At 66.6% G+C, this 19,567-nt stretch carries 16 protein-coding genes and 1 tRNA gene; 9 read left to right on the top strand and 8 right to left on the bottom strand.

The window, feature by feature from the left end:
- Positions 1-42: 42 nt before the first annotated feature.
- Positions 43-1,005 carry an IS110 family transposase gene (locus MG068_RS15120; protein WP_132808894.1) on the bottom strand — a complete coding sequence of 321 codons (963 nt, stop codon included), beginning with the start codon at positions 1,003-1,005 and terminating at the stop codon, positions 43-45.
- A 299-nt stretch (positions 1,006-1,304) separates the two neighbouring features.
- Here MG068_RS15120 and MG068_RS15115 point away from each other — a divergent pair, with 299 nt between their 5' ends.
- Positions 1,305-1,793, top strand: a complete 489-nt coding sequence (locus MG068_RS15115) for an REP-associated tyrosine transposase (protein WP_489686046.1) — start codon at positions 1,305-1,307, stop codon at positions 1,791-1,793.
- Positions 1,794-1,845: 52 nt separating this feature from the next.
- Here the strand turns inward: MG068_RS15115 and MG068_RS15110 are convergent, their stop codons facing one another.
- The 3 genes from MG068_RS15110 to trxA all read right to left on the bottom strand — a co-directional run bounded on the left by MG068_RS15110 (position 1,846) and on the right by trxA (position 6,130).
- The gene (locus tag MG068_RS15110; RefSeq protein ID WP_132810575.1) at positions 1,846-3,468 is read right to left on the bottom strand and encodes a CHASE2 domain-containing protein; all 1,623 of its coding nucleotides are present in this window, start codon (positions 3,466-3,468) and stop codon (positions 1,846-1,848) included.
- On the bottom strand, positions 3,465-5,165 hold the full coding sequence (locus MG068_RS15105) for a FecR family protein (protein WP_032128980.1): 1,701 nt from the start codon (positions 5,163-5,165) through the stop codon (positions 3,465-3,467). Before MG068_RS15105 ends, MG068_RS15110 begins: the two co-directional genes overlap by 4 nt.
- A gap of 107 nt (positions 5,166-5,272) precedes the next feature.
- Positions 5,273-6,130 carry a thioredoxin gene (gene trxA, locus MG068_RS15100; RefSeq protein WP_049463215.1) on the bottom strand — a complete coding sequence of 286 codons (858 nt, stop codon included), beginning with the start codon at positions 6,128-6,130 and terminating at the stop codon, positions 5,273-5,275.
- A gap of 125 nt (positions 6,131-6,255) precedes the next feature.
- On the opposite strand from trxA, the gene MG068_RS15095 reads away from it, so the two are divergent.
- The 8 genes from MG068_RS15095 (at position 6,256) to MG068_RS15060 (ending at position 13,146) form a co-directional block, all read left to right on the top strand.
- The gene (locus tag MG068_RS15095) at positions 6,256-6,858 is read left to right on the top strand and encodes a DUF998 domain-containing protein (protein ID WP_049421055.1); all 603 of its coding nucleotides are present in this window, start codon (positions 6,256-6,258) and stop codon (positions 6,856-6,858) included.
- Between the two features lie 105 nt (positions 6,859-6,963).
- Positions 6,964-9,606 carry a leucine--tRNA ligase gene (gene leuS, locus MG068_RS15090; RefSeq protein ID WP_071228710.1) on the top strand — a complete coding sequence of 881 codons (2,643 nt, stop codon included), beginning with the start codon at positions 6,964-6,966 and terminating at the stop codon, positions 9,604-9,606.
- A 136-nt stretch (positions 9,607-9,742) separates the two neighbouring features.
- A complete protein-coding gene (locus MG068_RS15085) occupies positions 9,743-10,327 on the top strand; it encodes an LPS-assembly lipoprotein LptE (protein ID WP_032128984.1) in 585 nt (194 codons plus the stop codon).
- 9 nt (positions 10,328-10,336) lie between these two features.
- Positions 10,337-11,374, top strand: coding sequence for a DNA polymerase III subunit delta (gene holA, locus MG068_RS15080; protein WP_032128985.1), 1,038 nt, complete (start codon positions 10,337-10,339; stop codon positions 11,372-11,374).
- Positions 11,375-11,377: 3 nt separating this feature from the next.
- Entirely contained in the window at positions 11,378-12,043 is a 666-nt protein-coding gene (nadD, locus tag MG068_RS15075) for a nicotinate-nucleotide adenylyltransferase (RefSeq protein ID WP_132810574.1), read from the top strand.
- A gap of 58 nt (positions 12,044-12,101) precedes the next feature.
- On the top strand, positions 12,102-12,512 hold the full coding sequence (gene rsfS / locus MG068_RS15070; RefSeq protein WP_005418109.1) for a ribosome silencing factor: 411 nt from the start codon (positions 12,102-12,104) through the stop codon (positions 12,510-12,512).
- Between the two features lie 64 nt (positions 12,513-12,576).
- Entirely contained in the window at positions 12,577-13,047 is a 471-nt protein-coding gene (rlmH, locus tag MG068_RS15065; protein ID WP_005418108.1) for a 23S rRNA (pseudouridine(1915)-N(3))-methyltransferase RlmH, read from the top strand.
- 22 nt (positions 13,048-13,069) lie between these two features.
- Positions 13,070-13,146: transfer RNA gene (locus tag MG068_RS15060), tRNA-Asn, on the top strand.
- A 132-nt stretch (positions 13,147-13,278) separates the two neighbouring features.
- Here MG068_RS15060 and MG068_RS15055 read toward each other — a convergent pair.
- From MG068_RS15055 to MG068_RS15040, 4 genes are all read right to left on the bottom strand, one after another.
- A complete protein-coding gene (locus MG068_RS15055; RefSeq protein ID WP_132810573.1) occupies positions 13,279-14,700 on the bottom strand; it encodes a basic amino acid/polyamine antiporter in 1,422 nt (473 codons plus the stop codon).
- A 138-nt stretch (positions 14,701-14,838) separates the two neighbouring features.
- A complete protein-coding gene (locus MG068_RS15050; protein ID WP_132810572.1) occupies positions 14,839-17,673 on the bottom strand; it encodes a TonB-dependent receptor in 2,835 nt (944 codons plus the stop codon).
- Between the two features lie 191 nt (positions 17,674-17,864).
- Positions 17,865-18,515 (bottom strand): energy transducer TonB, encoded by a 651-nt coding sequence (locus tag MG068_RS15045; protein ID WP_032128989.1) that lies wholly within the window; start codon positions 18,513-18,515, stop codon positions 17,865-17,867.
- 216 nt (positions 18,516-18,731) lie between these two features.
- Entirely contained in the window at positions 18,732-19,469 is a 738-nt protein-coding gene (locus MG068_RS15040) for an SIMPL domain-containing protein (RefSeq protein WP_006382138.1), read from the bottom strand.
- Positions 19,470-19,567 lie beyond the last annotated feature (98 nt).

The raw sequence follows: 19,567 nt of genomic DNA, 5'->3' as shown, positions 1-19,567 counted from the left end.
CGTGGTCCGGCGAATTGTAGAGTCGAGATCCTATGTTCGTGGTCAAGCCTGCTGGAAGCAGGCTTGACCCACCTTCAGCATGGCCGGATCGAAGTCCCGGCCGCTTTTGAAGACACCCCAGGCGATCCTGGCCAGCTTTCTGGCCAGGATGTTGAAGACGGCGGTGCTGGGGTGACCACGTTTTGACAGCTCGTCGTAGAGCGGTTGCCCCCGACGACACCGCTTGAGCCCCATGGCGGCCATGTAGAGCATCTGGCGCAGCACTGGCGCGCCCTGTTTGGACAGCCGACGCCGTCCCGTTCTTCCGCCAGACTCGTTGGGCCGGGGATCCAGGCCGGTGCAGGCGATCCACGCGTTGGCGTTGGCCAACGGCCAGCGCGTCATGTAGTAGATCAGGTGAGCGGCGACAGCGGGGCCGATACCAGGGATGGTCAACAGGCGCTTGTAGAGCGTGCCATGCTCTCCATCGCGACCCAAGCGCTGCAGTTCGCTTTCCAGCTCGGACAGCGTCCCAGCCAGAGCGCAGAACAGATCTGACAGCTCCCCGGGGGCACTTTTGCTTACCCCGAAGGATTGCTCCAGGCGCGCGCGTGTCTTTACCAGCGTCTGCCGCTTGCGCAGCAAATCGTGCATCTGCTGCTGCTCATCGGTACGCGGTACGTATTCACGCAGGCGATCGTTCTCCTTCTTCACGTATCGGGCGATCGCTTCGGCGTCCATGGCGTCCGTCTTGCCACGCGAGCCCGTCGCCCGGCCGTAGTGCTTGATCAGACGTGGATTGATCACATAGACAACGTGGCCTGCCTGGCCAGCCATCCGAGCCAACAACTCGTAGTACCGCCCCGTCGCCTCCATGCCAATCCGGCATCGCTGGGGCAAGGTGTTGAGCCACTGGGCTATGCCGGCCCGGGTGTTGGCGATCCTGTCGCCGGCCTTGCGGTCGGCCACTGCCGGTACGAACTCCTTGGAGTCCACGTCCACGCCAATATCGAGAGAATCAGACATTTGTACGGCTCCCAGCTATCTTTAAGGGGCTGGGGTGGTACCGCACCGACGTTAGCTTGCCTACATCGACGATCCCCTTTGGGGGCCGTACGATCCTTTATCGACGTTCGTGTGCGGGATGGGGATCGCTCGACTCGTCTGTCGGCTAGTATCCGCAGATGCATGCTTGACGGTCCCTCCACCCTGGCTCCTACATACCGCGTAGGAGCCGGGAGGAACATACAAGCTTGCTCGACTGCTTTCAGGGGCAGCAGCGAATACGCTCGACGCCATCCGATAGCTATTTCAGGGTTTTCCCGATGGGTACGGCTCGGTCCCCGGTCCATGCTGTTTACATGCCCAGCCCTGCCTTGTTGCGCGGTCGATTTTCCGCAATCGGATGCTTCTACGTAGTCACCACTGTCACTGCGGGTCGTCGACGCATCTTTGCAGATACGCGACACGCGGCGACCCTGATGGACGACCTTCGTGACAGTGACCGCCGTGGACTCACGCGATCATTTGCCTGGGTGGTAATGCCCGATCATCTGCACTGGGTCATGCAGCTGCGTCAAGGAACCCTGGGGCGATGCATGCAGTCACTGAAGTCCAGAGTGGCCATTGCAGTCAATGCGCACTCCGATGAAGAACTGCCGGTGTGGCAGCGGGGCTACTACGATCATCTGATCCGGAATGAGGAGGATGTTCGGCAACAGTCACTGTATGTACTGGCCAACCCCGTGCGCGCGGGCCTGACATCGCGGCTGGGAGACTATCCGCTTGCGTGGTGTCGCTGGCCGCTGGAATGAGGCGGAGGCAGTCGAGCAAGCTCGACTCTACAGGTGGTTTGCATGTCCTGCTTCATGCGCCGTCGATGACATACCCGTCGCGGCCGTTGGCCTTGGCCTGGTACAACGCGGTGTCGGCGCCTTCGACGAAATGGTGTGGTTGCAGCGTGCCGTCGGGTACGCGGGTGAACACGCCGATGGTGAGGGTGACGCCTGCTTCGCTGCCGTCACCGGGCGCCGGCAGTGCACGCACGCAGGCAATCAGGTCCTCGATGACCTGGCGCGCGCCCTCGGCCGGGGTATCGGGCAGCACCAGTGCGAACTCGTCGCCACCGTAGCGCGCGGCCATGTCGCGAGGGCGTCGCGCATGCGCACCGATCAGGCGTGCAACATCGCGCAGCACGCGGTCGCCGACCTGATGGCCGTGGCGGTCGTTGTGGCGCTTGAAATGGTCAACGTCGATCAGTGCGAGGCTCAAGGACTTGCCACTGCGTCGCGCGGCATCGCATTCCTGTTGCAGCGACTGCTCGAAACGCAGGCGATTGCCGAGACCGGTCAGCGCATCGCGGTTGGCCAGGCGGTGCCAGGCCGAGACGCGCCAGGTCGCCCAGGCCAGCAGCACCAGCAGGATGCCCAGCATGGCGCTGGCCGGTGCCCACCACAGGTCACCGGCGCGCAACAGCAACCAGCTCAGCAGCGGTGGAAGCGGCAGCGAGCACAGCGCCGCGAGCCATGGCAGGCGCAGGCCGAGCAGGATCACGCACAGTGCCACCAGTACGCCACTGATGGCGTGCTGCCCCAGGCGGGGCAGCAGGTCGATCTGCTTGTGCTGCAGCAGCATCGAAGCGATGTTGGCCTGGTACTCACTGCCGCTCATCCAGAACTCGCGGGTGGTCGGGGTCAGCAGCCGCGGTGCGATGCCGCTGGCGGTCATGCCCACCACGATGCGGCGGCCGTGCAGCATCGCCATGTCCACGTGACCATCCAGCACATCGGCATAGGACACCTGCGGCAGGCGTTCGGGCGGTCCGGCATAACGCACCCGCACGTAGTCGTTGCGCCGCCATTGATAGGGCGAACCGATCTCCGGGTCGGGGTCGGGCAGGCCGTGCACCGCGCCCGCCGGCAGGTCGGCCAGCGCCAGGCCGAGTGCTGGCCAGTGGGCCTGGCCGATGCCGGCACGCAGGTACACGCCGCGCGCGACGCCATCGCCATCCACTTCCACATCGGTGTGGCCGATCGCTGCGGCACTGGCCGCGATCTGCGGAATCGGCAGCATTTCCTCGGCCATGCGGTCGCCGGCGGCCGGTGCCGCGAGTACCGGCAGCACCACCCGGCCGTTGCGGCGTATCGCGGCGGCCAGTTCATCGTCCTGGCGGCTGTCGCGACGATCAGGTTCGGACAGCATCAGGTCCAGTGCGACGCGCTCGGCACCGGCATCGGTCAGCCGGTCGAGCAGGCGGGCATGGATCGAGCGGGGCCAGGGCCATTGGCCGATGCGCTGCAGGCTGCCCTCGTCGATGGCCACGATCAGCACGCTGGGGTCGGGGCGGTAGTCCCAGTTGCCGACCATGGCGTCGTAGGCCGCTTCGTCCTGTCGCCACAGCCACTGGCCCTGGCTGGCGATCACCGTCAGCACCCCGGCCAGCAGTGCCAGCAGGATCCGCTTCGGCCACGGCAGCGGCGAGCGCCTCATAACAACAGCAACAGCAGCAGGGCGCCACCACCGGCGCCGTAGCACAGGCGGCAGGGCAGCTTGATCTGCTGGGCCGGTGAGTACTCACCCGCATGACCATCGTCGTCGATGTACTGCACACGCACATGCAGGGTGCCGCTCCACGGCCGCTTGAAGCTGACCTGCGGCTCGCTCACGGTCTGGTCGACCAGGGGCGCCCTGAAGTCGCCACGACGGTCCACCTGCACCCGGTACTGCTGGCCTTCGCTGCCGGCCTGCCAGCGCAGGGTCAGTTCGCCATGCGCGGCCTCAGGCGGCTGCAGGGCAGGGTCGACCGGTTCATTGCTCAGTTGCAGGGGCAGGGCCTGGCCGTAGCGGCCCTGATGGCCGTTGCCGTCGCGCGACGCCACCCGCCAGAAGTACTCGCCGGGCGGCAGCGGCTGCGCCAGGCGCAGGTCGGTACCTGGGGTGCTCTGTTCCTGTAGTGGCTGCACGAAGCTCGGCTCGGTGGCGATCTGCAGCACGCTGCTGCGCGCGCCCGGCGCCTGGCTCCAACGGAAGCGCGGGCGGTCACTGTTGACGGTCTGCCCATGCAGGGGGGCCACGGTGAGCGGCGGCGGGGGCTGGTCGCTGAGTTCGAAATCGGCGCTGGCGTCGAGGCCTTCCACGCCCTGTGCATCCACCGCGCGCAACAGGATGCGCAGCTGGCCGGGGGGCAGGTCACCGATCGCCAGCCGGGTGTCGGCGGTGGTGGCGGCAAACAGCAGGATTTCCGGCGTCGCTGCCTGTACAACTTCCACGCGGTAGCGCGCGGCGCCGTCGACGGGGTCCCAGGCAAGCAGGGTCGGCAGGGGCGCCAGGCGCACCTCGTCGCTACGCAGCTGCGGCGCTGGAAGAAGGGCGGAGACAGCGTCCGGTGCGGCATCGGCGCTGCTGCTGCGGCTGGCCTGTCCCGGCTGGACCAGGCGCTTGCCGTGGGTGTTGCCGACCTGCACCTTGCCCTGCAGTACTTCGGTGGCAGCCACCTGGCCGGTGTCACCGGCGCTGACCCGGAAGACGGTGCCGCGCACGCTGCTGGTCGCCGTAGGTGCATCGATGATGTAGCGCGAGGCCGGGCCACGGGCAGGTGTCACCCGATTGCTGGCGCGGCCCTGCTGCAGGCGCAGGCGGGTATCGACCATGCCGGTGTGGCCGTAGCGGCTGAGCTGGTCCAGGCGCAGCCGGGAGTACTCGCGCAGCTGCAGGCGCGAGGCGTCAGCGAATTCAAGCGTGACGCTGGAGTCGCCTTCGGTCTGCACGGTGTCACCGATGCGAAGTTGTTCCCCGGCGAGTATCGCGCGCGAGGCGCTGCCATCGGCGCCTGACAGTTCGACCTTGCCGCGCACCGACAGCACGCGGGCAGGTGCCGGTTCGATGCGCAGCCAGCTGATCGGGAAGCGCAGCAGCTGCCCCGGTGGCAGCTGGTAGGGGTTGTCGATGCGGTTGTGCTGTTGCAGCTGCTGCCAGCGCACCGAGGGCTTGAGGTACAGGCCTCCCAGATCCCACAGGGTATCGCCGGGACGGACCCGGTAGTTCCAGTCCTGGGCGGCGGCCATGGCCGGCAGGAAGAGAAGAGCGCAGAGCAGCGCGCCCTGGAAGCGCATGGCGAACGACAGCGAGCGGACGAAGGTCACAGTTTGCAATCCCGGCAATGCGGGGGCGCAGCTGCAAGACCCCATGGCCCCGACCTCATCCCCCCGAACGGATCGTGGCGACCGTACGGCCGCCATCCCGCGCATTATTGCCCGCGTTCAGTGCAGGGATTCTGAACGAAGTGGGTTCCCGTTCAGAACAGCAGGGAGGCCATCCGGCGGCGGTACTGGCCGACCAGGTCCTCGTCGGAGATCACATTGAAGGCGTCGATCAGGGCCTTGCGCGGCAGTCCGTCCTCGAACGTGCGGTCGATCCGCAGCATTTCCAGGAACTGGGCCAGCGCGGCTTCGTCGTGGCCACCGAGCAGCAGCTGTACGCCACGCAGGTGGCGTGCCTTGAGGTCCTTGCCATCGGCGGCGATGCGCGCGTCCAGCACTTCGGCGGCCGGGGCGTCCTTCAGGGCCGAGGCGAAGGCCAGCCGGGCGCGTGCACGCACGGCACGGTCGTCGGTGGCCAGATTGGCGGGCAGGCCATCGATCAGCAGACCGGCTTCATCCACGCCACCGATCTGCAGCAGGGCCAGCGCCAGGTCGAGCTTCAGCTCGTCCTTGTCCGGCTCGGCGGCGATCTGCGCGCGCAGCACGTCCACCTGCGCCTGCGGGTCCAGCGGCGCTTCGTCTTCGGCGACGGCGTCGCCGATGTCGGCCGGCACGATGCCGTGCTGGGCCAGGAATTCACGCAGCTGGCCTTCCGGGATGGCCCCCGGGAAGCCGTCCACCAGCTGGCCGCCCTTCACCAGGAACACGGTCGGCACCGAGCGGATCTGGAAGGCGGCGGCAATCTGCTGTTCCTTGTCGACGTCGACCTTGGCCAGTTCGAAGGCGCCGTTGTACTCGGCAGCCAGCTTTTCCAGCATCGGCCCGAGGGTCTTGCACGGCCCGCACCAGGTGGCCCAGAAGTCGACCAGCACCGGCGTCTGCAGCGACTTCTGCAGGACTTCGGCCTCGAAGGTCGCAGTGGTGGCGTCGAATACGTAGGTCGTCTCGGTCATGGGGGAAAGCATCGTTTGGCGTCTGGAGACTGATTCTATGGTGACGATCGATGCCGGTCTCAACCCGGGTTGTAGTAAATGCCTGACAATGACGCCTTCCTGTCGCCGTCCTTTCCGGAGCCTGCATGTCGTCCCTGTCCCCGTTGCTGCGCCTGTCCGGTCTGGTCGCCGCACTGCTGTTCGTGCTGGCGGTGCTCGGTTTCGGCGCCGGCCTGGAAGGCTACGCACAGGCTCGCCACCCGGTGGCGCTGCTGGGAGCACAGGGGGTGCCGCATGCGCTGGCCTTCAATCTGCTGGGCTTCGTGCTGCCGGGCCTGCTGGCGGTGGTTGTGGCCGAGTGCCTGCGCCGTGGGCTGTCGGCAACCGCCGGCTGGGCGCCCCGGGTGGGCAGCCAGATGCTGCTGCTGGCCGGGTTGGCGTTCGCCGCGATGGGGCTGCTGCCGCTGGATGTGGATGACCTGCACGGGCCGGCCAGCCAGCTGCATGCCAGCGCCTGGATGATCTGGGTGCTGGGTTTCGTTGCCGGGACCCTGTTGCTGGGCACGTCGCAGTTGCGCCAAGCGCATGGCCGCGCGCTGGGCGCGGTGGCGCTCGCCTGTGGCGTACTGGCCGCGCTGGCGGCGTTTGCCCTGCAGGGCGTGTTGGCGGCGCCGCTGGCACAACGGCTTGCGTTCGCCTGCTGGACGGCCTGGCTGGCCCTGGCCCTGCCGTTGTCGCGGCCGCGCTGAGACCGGCCTCGGGCGCTCGCGGAGCCGGCCTTCAGTGGGCGGGATTGGAGACGTTTGCCGCACTGCGGTACGCTGTACCGCTTTGCCGCCGCATCCGCGTGTTCCATGACCAGCGCTGAAACCAACGCCTACGACCCGCAGCAGGTTGAATCCGCCGCCCAGCAGTACTGGGACGCCACCCGTGCCTTCGAAGTCGACGAGACTTCGGACAAGCCGAAGTACTACTGCCTGTCGATGCTTCCGTACCCGTCCGGTGCGCTGCACATGGGCCACGTGCGCAATTACACGATCGGCGACGTGATCAGCCGCTACAAGCGCATGACCGGCCACAACGTGCTGCAGCCGATGGGCTGGGACGCGTTCGGCCTGCCGGCGGAAAACGCCGCGATCAAGAACAAGACCGCACCGGCGGCCTGGACCTACAAGAACATCGAGCACATGCGTGGCCAGTTCAAGGCCATGGGCTATGCCGTTGACTGGTCGCGCGAGTTCGCCACCTGCCGCCCGGACTACTACGTCCACGAGCAGCGCATGTTCACCCGCCTGATGCGCAAGGGCCTGGCCTACCGCCGCAATGCGGTGGTGAACTGGGACCCGGTCGACCAGACCGTGCTGGCCAACGAGCAGGTGATTGACGGCCGCGGCTGGCGCTCCGGCGCCCTGGTCGAGAAGCGCGAGATTCCGCAGTGGTTCCTGCGCATCACCGATTACGCCCAGGAACTGCTGGACGGCCTGGACGAGCTGGACGGCTGGCCGGATTCGGTCAAGACCATGCAGCGCAACTGGATCGGCCGCTCCGAGGGCCTGGAAATCCAGTTCGATGTACGTGACGTTGACGGCGGCGTGCTGGATCCGCTGCGCGTGTTCACCACCCGTCCGGATACCGTGATGGGCGTGACCTTCGTGTCGATCGCCGCCGAACATCCGCTGGCGCTGCATGCGGCGAAGAACAACCCGGAACTGGCCGCGATGCTGGCCGACCTGAAGCAGGGTGGCGTGTCCGAGGCGGAACTGGAAACCCAGGAAAAGCGCGGCATGGACACCGGCCTGCGTGCGCTGCATCCGGTCACCGGCGAGCCGGTGCCGGTGTGGGTCGCCAACTTCGTGCTGATGGGCTACGGCACCGGCGCGGTGATGGCCGTGCCGGGTCATGACCAGCGCGACAACGAAGTGGCCAACAAGTACGGCCTGCCGATCAAGCAGGTGATCGCGCTGAAGGATGCGCGCACCGAAGAAGAGCGCACCTGGGATGGCAGCCGCTGGCAGGACTGGTACAGCGACAAGAGCCGTGCCTTCGAGCTGGTCAACTCGGCCGAGTTCGATGGCCTGGATTTCCAGGGTGCCTTCGAAGCCCTGGCCGAACGATTCGAGCGCAAGGCCCAGGGCCAGCGCCGCGTCAACTACCGCCTGCGCGACTGGGGCGTGAGCCGCCAGCGCTACTGGGGCTGCCCGATTCCGGTGATCTATTGCGCCAAGTGCGGTGCGGTGCCGGTGCCGGAAGAACAGCTGCCGGTGGTGCTGCCGGAGGACGTGGCATTCTCGGGTACCGGTTCGCCGATCAAGACCGATCCGGAATGGCGCAAGACCACCTGTCCGGACTGCGGCGGCGCGGCCGAGCGCGAGACCGACACCTTCGACACCTTCATGGAGTCGAGCTGGTACTACGCCCGCTACACCTCGCCGGGTGCCCGTGATGCCGTCGACAAGCGCGGCAACTACTGGCTGCCGGTGGACCAGTACATCGGTGGCATCGAGCACGCGATCCTGCACCTGATGTATTTCCGCTTCTACCACAAGCTGCTGCGCGACGCGCGGATGGTGGACAGCAACGAACCGGCGCGCAATCTGCTGTGCCAGGGCATGGTGATTGCAGAGACCTACTACCGCCCGAACCCGGATGGCTCGAAGGACTGGATCAACCCGGCCGATGTGGAAGTGCAGCGCGACGAGCGCGGCCGCATCACCGGCGCGACCCTGATCGCCGACGGCCAGCCGGTGGTGGTCGGTGGCACCGAGAAGATGTCCAAGTCGAAGAACAACGGCGTGGACCCGCAGGCGATGGTCGACAAGTACGGCGCCGACACCGTGCGCCTGTTCTCGATGTTCGCCGCGCCGCCGGAACAGTCGCTGGAGTGGAACGAAGCCGGTGTGGATGGCATGGCCCGCTTCCTGCGCCGCCTGTGGGCCCAGGTGCAGAAGCATGCTGCCGATGGCGCCGCTCCAGCGCTGGATGTTGCAGCACTGGATGCCAACCAGAAGGCACTGCGCCGCAAGACCCACGAGACCATCGGCAAGGTCGGTGACGACTATGGCCGCCGCCACAGCTTCAACACCGCCATTGCCGCGGTGATGGAACTGATGAACGCGCTGGCCAAGTTCGAGGACGGCAGTGCGCAGGGGCGCGCGGTGCGCCAGGAAGCGCTGCAGGCCATCGTGCTGCTGCTCAACCCGATCACCCCGCACGCCAGCCATGCCCTGTGGCAGGTGCTGGGCCATGGCGAGACCCTGCTGGAAGACCAGCCGTTCCCGCAGGCCGATGCCGGTGCGCTGGTGCGCGACGCGCTGACCCTGGCCGTGCAGGTCAACGGCAAGCTGCGTGGCACCATCGACGTGGCGGCCGACGCCACGCGCGAGCAGGTCGAGGCACTGGCCCTGGCCGAGCCCAACGCGGCCAAGTTCATGGAAGGCCTGACGGTGCGCAAGATCATCATCGTGCCGGGCAAGATCGTGAACATCGTCGCCGCCTGATGTACCCCGTACCGGCCACCCGCGTGGTGGCCGGTACCATTCCGGTGCAGGGCCCGGCGTTTGATGGCCCTGCATTCACGCGGCTTCGGGCACGCTGTGTGTTGCCGTGATCGCCCGGCTCCGCCAGACTGTCTCCATGACCCGAATCCTGCTTGCCCTCGTTCTTGTCCTCGGCCTTGCCGGCTGCGGTTTCCATCTGCGCAACAAGCTGATGCTGCCGACCGACACAGCACCGGTGAAGGTGGTTTCCACTGCGCCGTACAGCGAACTGGTCAAGCTGCTCAACCGCAGCCTGCTGGCCTCCGGCGCCAGGCTGGCCGATGAGGACAGCAAGGAGCCCAGCGCCCAGCTGCAGGTACTGTCCGAGCGCTGGGGCGACCTGCCGATCGCCATCGACTCGCAGGGCCGTGCGCAGGAATACAGCCTGCGCTACGCGGTGATCTTCATCTTCCGTCGCGAAGACGGCAGCGAACTGGTGCCCCAGCAGGTGATCGAGCTGTCGCGCGACTACGTGTCGCCGCCGACCGACGCCACCGGTACCACCACCGAACGTGAAATCCTGGCCAATGAACTGCGCCGGGAAATGTCCGCCTCGATCATCCGCCGCATCGACAGCGTGGTGCGTGCCGAGATCGAGAAGGGCGGCAGCCTGTCGGCGCCGAAGGACAAGCCCATCGAAGGCGCGGTACCGGCCGAGCCGGTCCCCGCAGCCAAGCACTGAGCCGCGCGCATGGAACTGCGTCCGGAGCAGCTGGCCAGCCAGGGCGCTGATACCGCGCTGGCGCCGGTCTACCTGATTGCCGGCCCGGAAACCCTGCGCGTGCTGGAGGCGGCCGACGCCATCCGCGCACGTGCGCGCGCCTCGGGCATTGGCGAACGTGAAGTGTTCGACGCCGATGGGCGTGATTTCGACTGGAACCAGCTCGACGCCAGTTTCAATGCCCCCAGCCTGTTCAGCGCCCGTCGCCTGGTCGAGGTGCGCCTGCCCAGCGGCAAGCCGGGCAAGGACGGTGCCGAGGTGATCAGCCAGTTCTGCGCCAATCCGGCGCCGGACGTGGTGTTGATGATCACCGCCAACGAATGGAGCAAGGCGCACCAGGGCAAGTGGGCCGAAGCGGTCAACCGCATCGGCGTGCTGTCGGTGGCGTGGGCGATCAAGCCGCACGAACTGCCGGACTGGATCGAGCGCCGCCTGCGTGGCAAGGGCCTGCGCGCGGACCCGGCCGCCGTGCAGCGCCTGGCCGAGCGGGTGGAAGGCAACCTGCTGGCTGCCGCCCAGGAAATCGACAAGCTGGCGCTGTTGGCCGATGGCCAGCCGCTGGATGTGGAGCGCATGGAGTCGCTGGTGGCCGATGCCGCCCGCTATGACGTGTTCCGGCTGGTGGAGGCGACATTCTCCGGGCAACCGCCGGCGGTGCTGCGCATGCTGGCCGGCCTGCGAGGCGAGGGTGAGGCGGTGGCTGCGTTGATGCCGATGGTGATCCGCGAGCTGCTGGCCGGTGCTGGCCTGGCCCGGGTGCAGGCCCGTGGTGGCAACCTGGCCGCCGAAATGAAATCGCGCGGCATCTGGGAATCGCGGCAGGCGCCGTACAAGCGCGCGCTGCAGCGGCATCCGGAAAGCAAGCGCTGGGAGCGCTTCGTGGCTGAAGCGGGACTGGTCGACCGTATCGCCAAGGGGCGCGCCGACGGCGACGCCTGGCTGGCGCTGGAGCGCCTGCTGGTGGCTGTGGCCGAACCGCGTGCCGTGCGCCTGCTGGCGCGGGCCTGAGCAATGAGCCTGCGGATCTACTACGGGGGCACCTTTGATCCGGTGCACCTCGGGCACCTGGCGATCGCGCGGGCTGCCCGTGACGAACTGCAGGTTGCCGTGCGCATGCTGCCGGCGGCCGATCCGCCGCACCGTGCCGTGCCCGGCGCCACGGCCGAGCAGCGCTGCACCATGCTGTCGCTGGCCATCGGCGACGAACCGGGTCTGCTGCTGGACCGGCGCGAGCTGGATCGCGCGGTGCGTTTCCCCGGTCGGCCGTCCTACACCGTGGACACCCTGCGCGAGCTGCGCGGCGAGCTGGGGCCGAGCCGGCCGCTGGCCTGGCTGGTCGGCGCCGACAGCCTGCTTGGCCTGTCCAGCTGGCACGAATGGGAGGCGTTGTTCGGGCTGGCTCATTTCGTGGTGGCGGAGCGCCCGGGTAGTCCGTTGCAGGCCGCGGTGGATGGCGAGCTGGGCCGGGCGCTGGAAGGGCGTTGGGCCGACACCGAGCAGGCCCTGTTCGCCAGCCCGGCCGGGCGCATCCTGCGCCTGCACCACCCGCTGCGCGAGGAATCGGCCAGCGCCGTGCGCTCGCAGATCGCCGCCGGCGGCCCCTGGCGCGCCCTGCTGCCACCCGGCGTGGCGGACTATGTGGCTGCACACGGGCTGTACCGCCCGGGCAGGCCGTGAATGGCGCAGCGGCGCCATCCCCGTATAATCGCCCCCACGTTTATCGAGTCGATCCACTTTGAGCAACCAGACCCAGCCCCAGACCATCAAGGTCGATCTGCCCAGCCCGCCGCCGTCCGTGCCGGAACTGCTGGCCAGCGTCCGCCAAGCCACCGAAGACCTGAAGGCCAAGGACCTGGTCGAGATCGACGTGCGCGGCCGGTCCAGCGTTGCCGACTACATGATCGTCGTTTCGGGCACCTCGACCCGCCACGTCAAGTCGATTGCCGACGAAGTCGTGCGCTTCGCCAAGAACATCGACGTGATGCCGCTGGGCGTGGAAGGCGAGCGCGAAGCCGAGTGGGTGCTGGTCGACCTGGGCGACGTGATCGTCCATGTGATGCTGCCGCGCGTGCGTGAGTTCTACGCTCTCGAGCGCCTGTGGACCGTCGGCGACCAGCCGCCGTCCAGCGACGACGAAGTGGCCTGAGCCACGCGTTGATGCATCCCTTCGACGGCGCCGATGGCGCCGTCGACGTTTTGGAGGACCGTTGATGAAAGCCCGCCTGATCGCCACCGGTGAACGCGCCCCCAGCTGGGTGGCGCAGGGCTTCGCCGAGTACCAGAAGCGGCTGTCGCACTGGCTGCCGTTCGAGCTGGTGGAAATCGAGCCCGGCCTGCGCGGCAAGGGGCGTGATCCGCGCCGCGCCACTGAAGACGAAGGCAAGCGGGTGATCGCTGCGCTGCCGAAGAATGCCTATGTGGTGGCGCTGGATGTGCCAGGGCGACAGCTGAGTTCCGAACAGCTGGCACAGCGCCTGGAACACTGGCGCGGGCAGGGAAGGGACCTGGCGTTCCTGATCGGTGGCCCGGAAGGGCATTCGCCGGAGGTGTCCGCGCTGGCCGATGAGAAGTGGTCGATCGGCCCGCTGACGCTGCCGCACATGCTGGTGCGCCTGGTGGTGGCCGAGCAGCTGTATCGGGCTGCCGCAATGATTGCCAATCACCCCTACCATCGCGCGTGAAGAGTGGTTATACTAGTCGTCTGCCCGAATAGCTCAGCCGGTTAGAGCACTTGACTGTTAATCAGGGGGTCGTTGGTTCGAGTCCAACTTCGGGCGCCACCTTGAAAAACCTGCATCGCGAGATGCAGGTTTTTTTTTGCGTCTTTGTAGGGGCGAGCTTGCGCGACTGCTGTTGTGGAGCCGAGCCATGCTCGGCTGCTGCGGATGAACCAGCCGAGCCTGGGCTCGGGTCTACAGCGTGAGATTGCCTCGCCAGAACGCCACCAGCGTAGCAACCGCCACAACCAGGATCGCAGCGAACAGTACCCCTTCCCAACGCGTAAATACCTGTTCGCCGCGTTGGTGCCGGGTCAATGCGAACAACACCACGCCGGGCACGTACAGCAGTACCGACAGCAGCAGGTTGTCCAGCCCGCCGGCATACACCAGCCACAGCGCATACGCACTGGCCAGCAGTGCCACCCCGAAATCACGCCAGCGTACGCGCGGTTCGCCAACGTAGGCCTGCCCGCGCCAGGCCAGCTGTACGCCGAATGCCGTGGACAGGAAGTAAGGTACCAGGCTCATCGACGCGGCCAGCAGCACCAGCCCGGTATAGCTGCCGGAATTGACCAGCACCAGCAGCAGGAACAACTGGATCAGCCCGTTGCTCAACCACAGTGCATTGGCCGGCACGCCGCGCGCGTTCTCACGCCCCAGGAAGGCCGGCATGGTGCCGTCACCTGCGGCGGCATAGAGCACTTCGGCGCACAGCAGCACCCAGGCCAGCAATGCACCGAGAACGGAGATGATCGAACCGATGATGATCACCGTCGCGCCCCATTCGCCGACAATGGCGCGCAGCACATAGGCCATCGACGGATTAGGCAGTCCGGCCAGTTCCGCCTGCGACAGCACGCCCATCGACAACAGGCTGACCAGCACCAGCAGCAGCCACACGCCGAGGAAGCCGATCACCGTGGCGCGACCCACGTCGGCACGGCGTGCGGCGCGCCGCGAGTAGATGCTGGCGCCCTCGATGCCAATGAACACCCACACGGTCACCAGCATCATGCCGCGCAGCTGCTGGCCGAGGTCGCCGAGTGCAGGCGCGCCGAGGAAATCGGCGCGGAACACGTCCATGCGGAACGCGCCGGCGGCCAGGACCAGGAACAGGGCGATCGGCAGCAGCTTGGCCACGGTCACCAGGCCGTTGACGATGGCTGCAGTGCGCAGGCCACGCAGCACCAACAGGTGTACGGTCCACAACAGCAATGACGATGCGGCCACGGCGGCCGGGGTATTGCCTTCGCCGAACACGGGCATGAAGTGGCCCAGGCCACTGAAGATCAGCACGAAGAAGCTGGCGTTGCCGAGCACCGAGGCGACCCAGTAGCCCCACGCAGCGGAGAAGCCGATGTAGTTGCCGAAGCCTTCGCGCGCATATGCGTAGATGCCGGTATCGAGATCAGGCCGGCGGTTGGCCAGGGCCTGGAACACGAAGGCCAGCATCAGCATGCCCGCGCCGCTCAGGGCCCAGCCGATCAGCGCCGCGGCCGGGCCGGCGCTGCGCGCCACGTTCTGCGGCAATGAAAAGATGCCGGCGCCGACCATCGAGCCGACCACCAGTGCAGTCAACGCGGGCAGGCCCAGGCGTTGCGAAGTTGCGGCCATGCAGATCCCCTGCGGCGGTGATGCCGCGTGCACACGGTAGCTATGTGCCCGTGAACATGCCTGCAAGGGGCGGAACGACGAAGGCCCGGGCAGCTGCCCGGGCCTTCGAAGTTGCTGCGTTGAAGGGTGTTGCCTGTATTACTTGAAGGTGTACTTGGCACCGACGGTGAAGTAGCGACCGATGGCACCACTGAAGTGCAGCGGGTTGTAGTTGACACCGCCGTAGGTGGACGGATCCAGCGGCGCAATGCGATCGAACACGTTCTGCACCGAGGCGTTCAACTCGAAGGCTTCAGTGATGTTCCAGCGGCCCGACAGGTCGAAGGTGGTGAACGAGGAGATCTTCTTGACGTCCGTTCCGTCTGCATACGAGAACAGATAGGAGCCGTTCGGACCACGGAAGTCCTTGTTGTCCATCTTCGAGATGTAGTTGGCAACGCCGCTGACGCTCCACGGACCCTGCCTCCAGGTGGTGCCGAAGTTGATGCGGTCCTTCGGGGTGCCGATGCAGTTGGTCACGTCGCAGTTGCCGTGAGTACCCGCGTAGTCAACCGTCACGTCGGCATCGGTGCGCTCGAACTTGAGCACATGGCTCCACTGCAGGTCCATCTCCAGCTGGCCCGGGCCGATGTCGAAGGTCTGGCGGATATCGGTATCGATACCCCGGACCCGGGTCGATGCGGCGTTGATGTACTGCGTGTTGACCGCCAGGATGCTGCCGGTGCCGGGTACGCCATTGAGCAGGTTGGTGTCACGCAGTACGTTGCCGGCAGCAATTGCCTCGGCGGTGCTGCCCTGGGCGATTTCGTTGGTGCGCTTGATCTGCCAGGCATCGATGGTCAGCGAAGTCGTGGACGTCGGCTGCAGGACGATACCCACCGAGTAGCTCTTCGACTCTTCCGGCTTCAGGTCCTTGTTCGGGCGGGTGATGATGGCGACCGGCAGGGCGCCACAGTCGTCACCGTTTGCACCTGGTGCCGGGTTGCCGCCCGGGCAGCGCACCGGATCGGATGCATTGGAGAACGCTGCCAGACCGCCATCGCCGTTCTCGGCCGGGTTCGGTGCACGGAAGCCTTCGGCATAGCTGCCGCGCAGTGCGATCCAGTCGGCCGGTGTCCACTTGATGCCGATCTTCGGCGTGGCCTTGCCTTCACCGCTCTCGTACTTGTCGTAGCGAACCGCACCGGACAGTTCCAGGGTTTCCAGCACGGGCGCAGACAGCTCAACGTAGCCTGCGTACACGTTCTGGGTGCCGTCGTAGGCCGAGTAGCCCAGGCCGATGATCTGGCCCTTGTCGGTGTAGGTCTGCGGGGTCAGGCTGTTGCTGGTCTTGCGCCATTCGGTACCCAATGCCAGGCCCAGCGGGCCACCCTTCAGGTCCATCAGGCTGCGCGACACGGTGAAGTCGAACATGTCCAGGCTGGACTTGGCGCGGGCGCTGATATCCGGCGAGATGAAGTCGTACAACGCCTGCGAGTTCATGCCCGCGTTGTCACCGATGCGCCAAACACCACCGGCGCAGTTCGGGTTGGCCAATGCGCAACGTACGTTGTCGTAGTTGAGGAAGCCGGTGCGCTTGTTGACCAGATCAGTGCCCGAGTGCAGATAGGCGGTGTCGTAGCTCCAGTCGCCCCAGTTGCCCTTGACGCCGACCAGGAAGCGGGTGAACTCATTGGTGTTGTTGGTCACGCGGGGACCGACATCCCACGCCGAATAACGCAGGCGCGAGGCCTGGCCGGGAATGGGATTGTCAGGATGATTCGGGCCCAGCACCACTGCGCCCGGGCCACTGTTGCCGTTGACCGGGCCTTCGGGGAAGCCCCAGCTGCCGGATACGCCGGACGGGGTGTTGCTGAAGGTGGTCTCTTTCTTCGAGTAGCCGATTTCGGTGTAGATCTCGCCACCTTCACCAAACGCGAAGCTGGCACGGCCAAACACGTTGACGTACTTCTCTTCCGGGGTCAGATCGCGATACAGCTGGTTCGGATCCCACAGGCAGCCCTGCGCCTGTGCAGTAGCCTCGGTCTGGCCGGGAATGGTGGTCAGGCCAGCACAGCCCGGCAATGCGACCAGGAAGGCAGGATTGTCCTTGGTCACATTGCGATCGTCATACACCGAACCGTTCGGACCAACACCGCCGCGGGTCTTGCCGCTGAGGAAGGCGCCGCCGAGGAACTGGGCGTTGTTGCCATAGCCCCACGGGCGGGTATCGCCGGTACCGATCCACTTGCGGTTCTTGCGATCACTGATCTTGATCGCGTCGGTCTTTGCCACATCCAGGCTGAAGAAGGCATTCCAGCCGTCGGTGGCCAGATCGCCGGTACCGGCGGTCAGGGTCGCCTTCTTCGCGTCGCCATCGCTGTCGCCAGACAGGCCGTAAGAGGCGCGAAGGATCGCGCCCTGGAAATCGCTGCGCAGGATGATGTTGACCACGCCGGCGATGGCGTCGGAACCATAGATCGCCGAGGCGCCGTCCTTCAGCACTTCCACGCGTTCGACGGCGTCGAGCGGGATGGTGCTCAGGTCGGTGAAGACCTTCTGGCCGTCATCGGCCAGGCCGTAGGTGGCCATGCGGCGACCATTCAACAGGACAAGGGTCGAACCCGCGCCCAAGCCGCGCAGCGAGATGCCGGCACCACCGCCGGCAAAGCCGTTGCCGAAGGTCTTGGGAATGGAGCCGGAACCGTCGGCGGTCAGTGTCTGCAGGTACTCGGCAACCGTGGTCTTGCCCGTACGGTCGATTTCCTGGCGGGTCACCACCTGCACCGGGGACGGTGTTTCAGTGTTGGTGCGCGGGATGTTCGAACCGGTGACCGTGATGCGGTCCAGGTTGGTGGCCTTTTCCTGCGCGAAAGCGGAGGTGGAAGCCACGGCGCCAACCAGCAGCAGCGTGCCGCCGGTAAGGATATGGGTGATGGACGATGCCAGGGTGGTGCGGCGGCGGCTGGCGGGCCGTTGGATCAGGTGTTTCACAGCTTCTCTCCTAACTGGAAAACCGTAGCGTTGAGGGCTGTCTCCGGAAGATTCCGGGACGGACCAATCTAGGTTTCCGACAGGTGACGAAGTCGTGAATTTTTGCTTAATCAATAACAGTTGATCCTGTTCCGTCCGTACCCGCCCGGACGGAAGCGCCGGCCCGGCAAGCAGCCGGGCCGGCGATCACCTCAGTCCGGCAGCGAGAACTGCACCGGCACCATGCCGATGGCCGGCACGGCCACGCCATCACGCTGGGCCGGCTCGAAGCGCCAGTGCCTGAGCACCTGCTGGCGTGCGGCCTGGTCCAGGCTGCGCGAGCCACTGCTGCGCTCGATGCTGACCACCGCCGGCTGCCCGTGGGAGTCCACCTCTACCCGCAACAGCACCGTCCCCTGCTCGCGGTTGCGCAGTGCCGCCAGCGGGTAGGCCGGCGGCGGGGCGCTGCGGTACTGCAGCTGGGCGCCGGCCAGAGGCGTGGAGGTGTCGATGCTCGGTGCCAGCTGGGGCGGAGCCGGTTCGGCGGCCGGCAGTGCGATGCCCTGGGTCTCCTCCACGGTCGCGGTAGGTGCGGGCAGGGGCGGTGCTACCGGCTGCGTCCGGGGTTTCGGCATCACCTGGACGATCTCTTTCGGCGTGATCGGAACCGGCGGCGTGGGCGGTGGCGGGATCTTCTCGATCAGCCTGACCGCAGTCTTGTCACGTGGGACCTGCACGGCCTGGTAGGTCGCCGGGATCAGCAGCAACAGGAAGGCCAGCAGATGCAGGGCGATGGCCGCGCTCCAGGCGGCAACGCGGGCGGGGTCGAAATGCGGGGATGCAACGGGATACGTACGAACCATGGTCCACCTCCATGCCAGTGACGAAGTCCTCAACGCACCAGGGCCCGTGGCGGGGTTGCCGCACGCGGCTGGCAGTCCATCAGTAGCGCGACAGGGCGGCCACTGCCTAGAGGCAGGGGGGCGATCGTTGGGCTGGCCTTCAGCCAACGCCGGCTGCGGGCATGAAAAAGGCGGACCCCCTGCGGGATCCGCCTTTGTCGGCAATGGCGAACGGGATCAGCGACCCAGTTCGAACACCACGTCCAGGTTGACCGAGACGGTCGACTCACCCGGTGCGACCGGGGTGGCCTTGTCCATCGCCGCGCCGGCCGACATGGCCCGCATCATCGGCATCGGGCGGTAGCCGCCGCCAGCGTTCTCGGAAATGCTGACGATGCGGCGCACCTGCAGGCCCAGCGACTTCGCATAGGTCTGGGCGCGGGCCTGGGCCTTCTTCAGTGCAGCCAGGCGGGCTTCGTCGTAGACCGGTTCCGGCTGGTCGATCTCGAAGCTGGGGCCGTTGATCTGGTTGGCGCCCTGCGCAGCCAGTGCATCCAGCACCTTGCCCAGCTTGGCGATGTCACGCACCTTCAGGCTGACCGTGTTACTGGCCTGGTAGCCGGTGATCTTCGGTGCTTCGTTGTCGGCATAGCGGTACTGCGGATTGAGGCTGACGCCACTGGTCTGCACGTCGCGCTCGGCGATGCCGGCGGCCTTGATCGCGGCCAGTACCTTGTCCATCTGCTGGGCGTTCTGGCGCATGGCGCTGTTGCCATCGGCGGCCTGGGTGACCACACCGGCCGACAGGGTGGCCACGTCCGGGACGCGGGTCGCCTCGGCATTGGCCGAGATGTTCAGCAGGGTGCCTTCGGCCGGGGCGGCGATCGACGGCGACGACGGGGCAGCATGGGCGGTCATCGAGGTTCCAAGGGCGAGGGACAGGGCGAGCAGCAGCGGGGTGGCGGTCAGGCGCATGGAGAACTCCTTGTTGTGCCGTTGAGGGTGGTGTCGTAGCGATGAACGCGCTGTGAGCCCGTTCGGGGTTGCGCACGTTCCGGGACGGGTTGCCGACG

This window comes from Stenotrophomonas sp. ASS1, from assembly GCF_004346925.1.
GTDB classification, from domain to species: Bacteria; Pseudomonadota; Gammaproteobacteria; order Xanthomonadales; family Xanthomonadaceae; genus Stenotrophomonas; species Stenotrophomonas maltophilia_A.
Note: the sequence above shows the minus strand (reverse complement) of the source record. Positions and strands in the feature narration are given on the sequence as shown.

Excerpts from the sequence above, each read along its gene's own strand:
- MG068_RS15085 (WP_032128984.1), top strand. The coding sequence starts at position 9,743 with ATGACCCGAATCCTGCTTGCCCTCGTTCTTGTCCTCGGCCTTGCCGGC.
- MG068_RS15115 (WP_489686046.1), top strand. The coding sequence starts at position 1,305 with ATGGGTACGGCTCGGTCCCCGGTCCATGCTGTTTACATGCCCAGCCCT.
- holA (WP_032128985.1), top strand. The coding sequence starts at position 10,337 with ATGGAACTGCGTCCGGAGCAGCTGGCCAGCCAGGGCGCTGATACCGCG.
- rlmH (WP_005418108.1), top strand. The coding sequence starts at position 12,577 with ATGAAAGCCCGCCTGATCGCCACCGGTGAACGCGCCCCCAGCTGGGTG.
- MG068_RS15040 (WP_006382138.1), bottom strand. The coding sequence starts at position 19,469 with ATGCGCCTGACCGCCACCCCGCTGCTGCTCGCCCTGTCCCTCGCCCTT.
- MG068_RS15095 (WP_049421055.1), top strand. The coding sequence starts at position 6,256 with ATGTCGTCCCTGTCCCCGTTGCTGCGCCTGTCCGGTCTGGTCGCCGCA.
- MG068_RS15055 (WP_132810573.1), bottom strand. The coding sequence starts at position 14,700 with ATGGCCGCAACTTCGCAACGCCTGGGCCTGCCCGCGTTGACTGCACTG.
- MG068_RS15120 (WP_132808894.1), bottom strand. The coding sequence starts at position 1,005 with ATGTCTGATTCTCTCGATATTGGCGTGGACGTGGACTCCAAGGAGTTC.
- MG068_RS15110 (WP_132810575.1), bottom strand. The coding sequence starts at position 3,468 with ATGAGGCGCTCGCCGCTGCCGTGGCCGAAGCGGATCCTGCTGGCACTG.
- leuS (WP_071228710.1), top strand. The coding sequence starts at position 6,964 with ATGACCAGCGCTGAAACCAACGCCTACGACCCGCAGCAGGTTGAATCC.
- nadD (WP_132810574.1), top strand. The coding sequence starts at position 11,378 with ATGAGCCTGCGGATCTACTACGGGGGCACCTTTGATCCGGTGCACCTC.
- MG068_RS15105 (WP_032128980.1), bottom strand. The coding sequence starts at position 5,165 with ATGGGGTCTTGCAGCTGCGCCCCCGCATTGCCGGGATTGCAAACTGTG.
- trxA (WP_049463215.1), bottom strand. The coding sequence starts at position 6,130 with ATGACCGAGACGACCTACGTATTCGACGCCACCACTGCGACCTTCGAG.
- MG068_RS15045 (WP_032128989.1), bottom strand. The coding sequence starts at position 18,515 with ATGGTTCGTACGTATCCCGTTGCATCCCCGCATTTCGACCCCGCCCGC.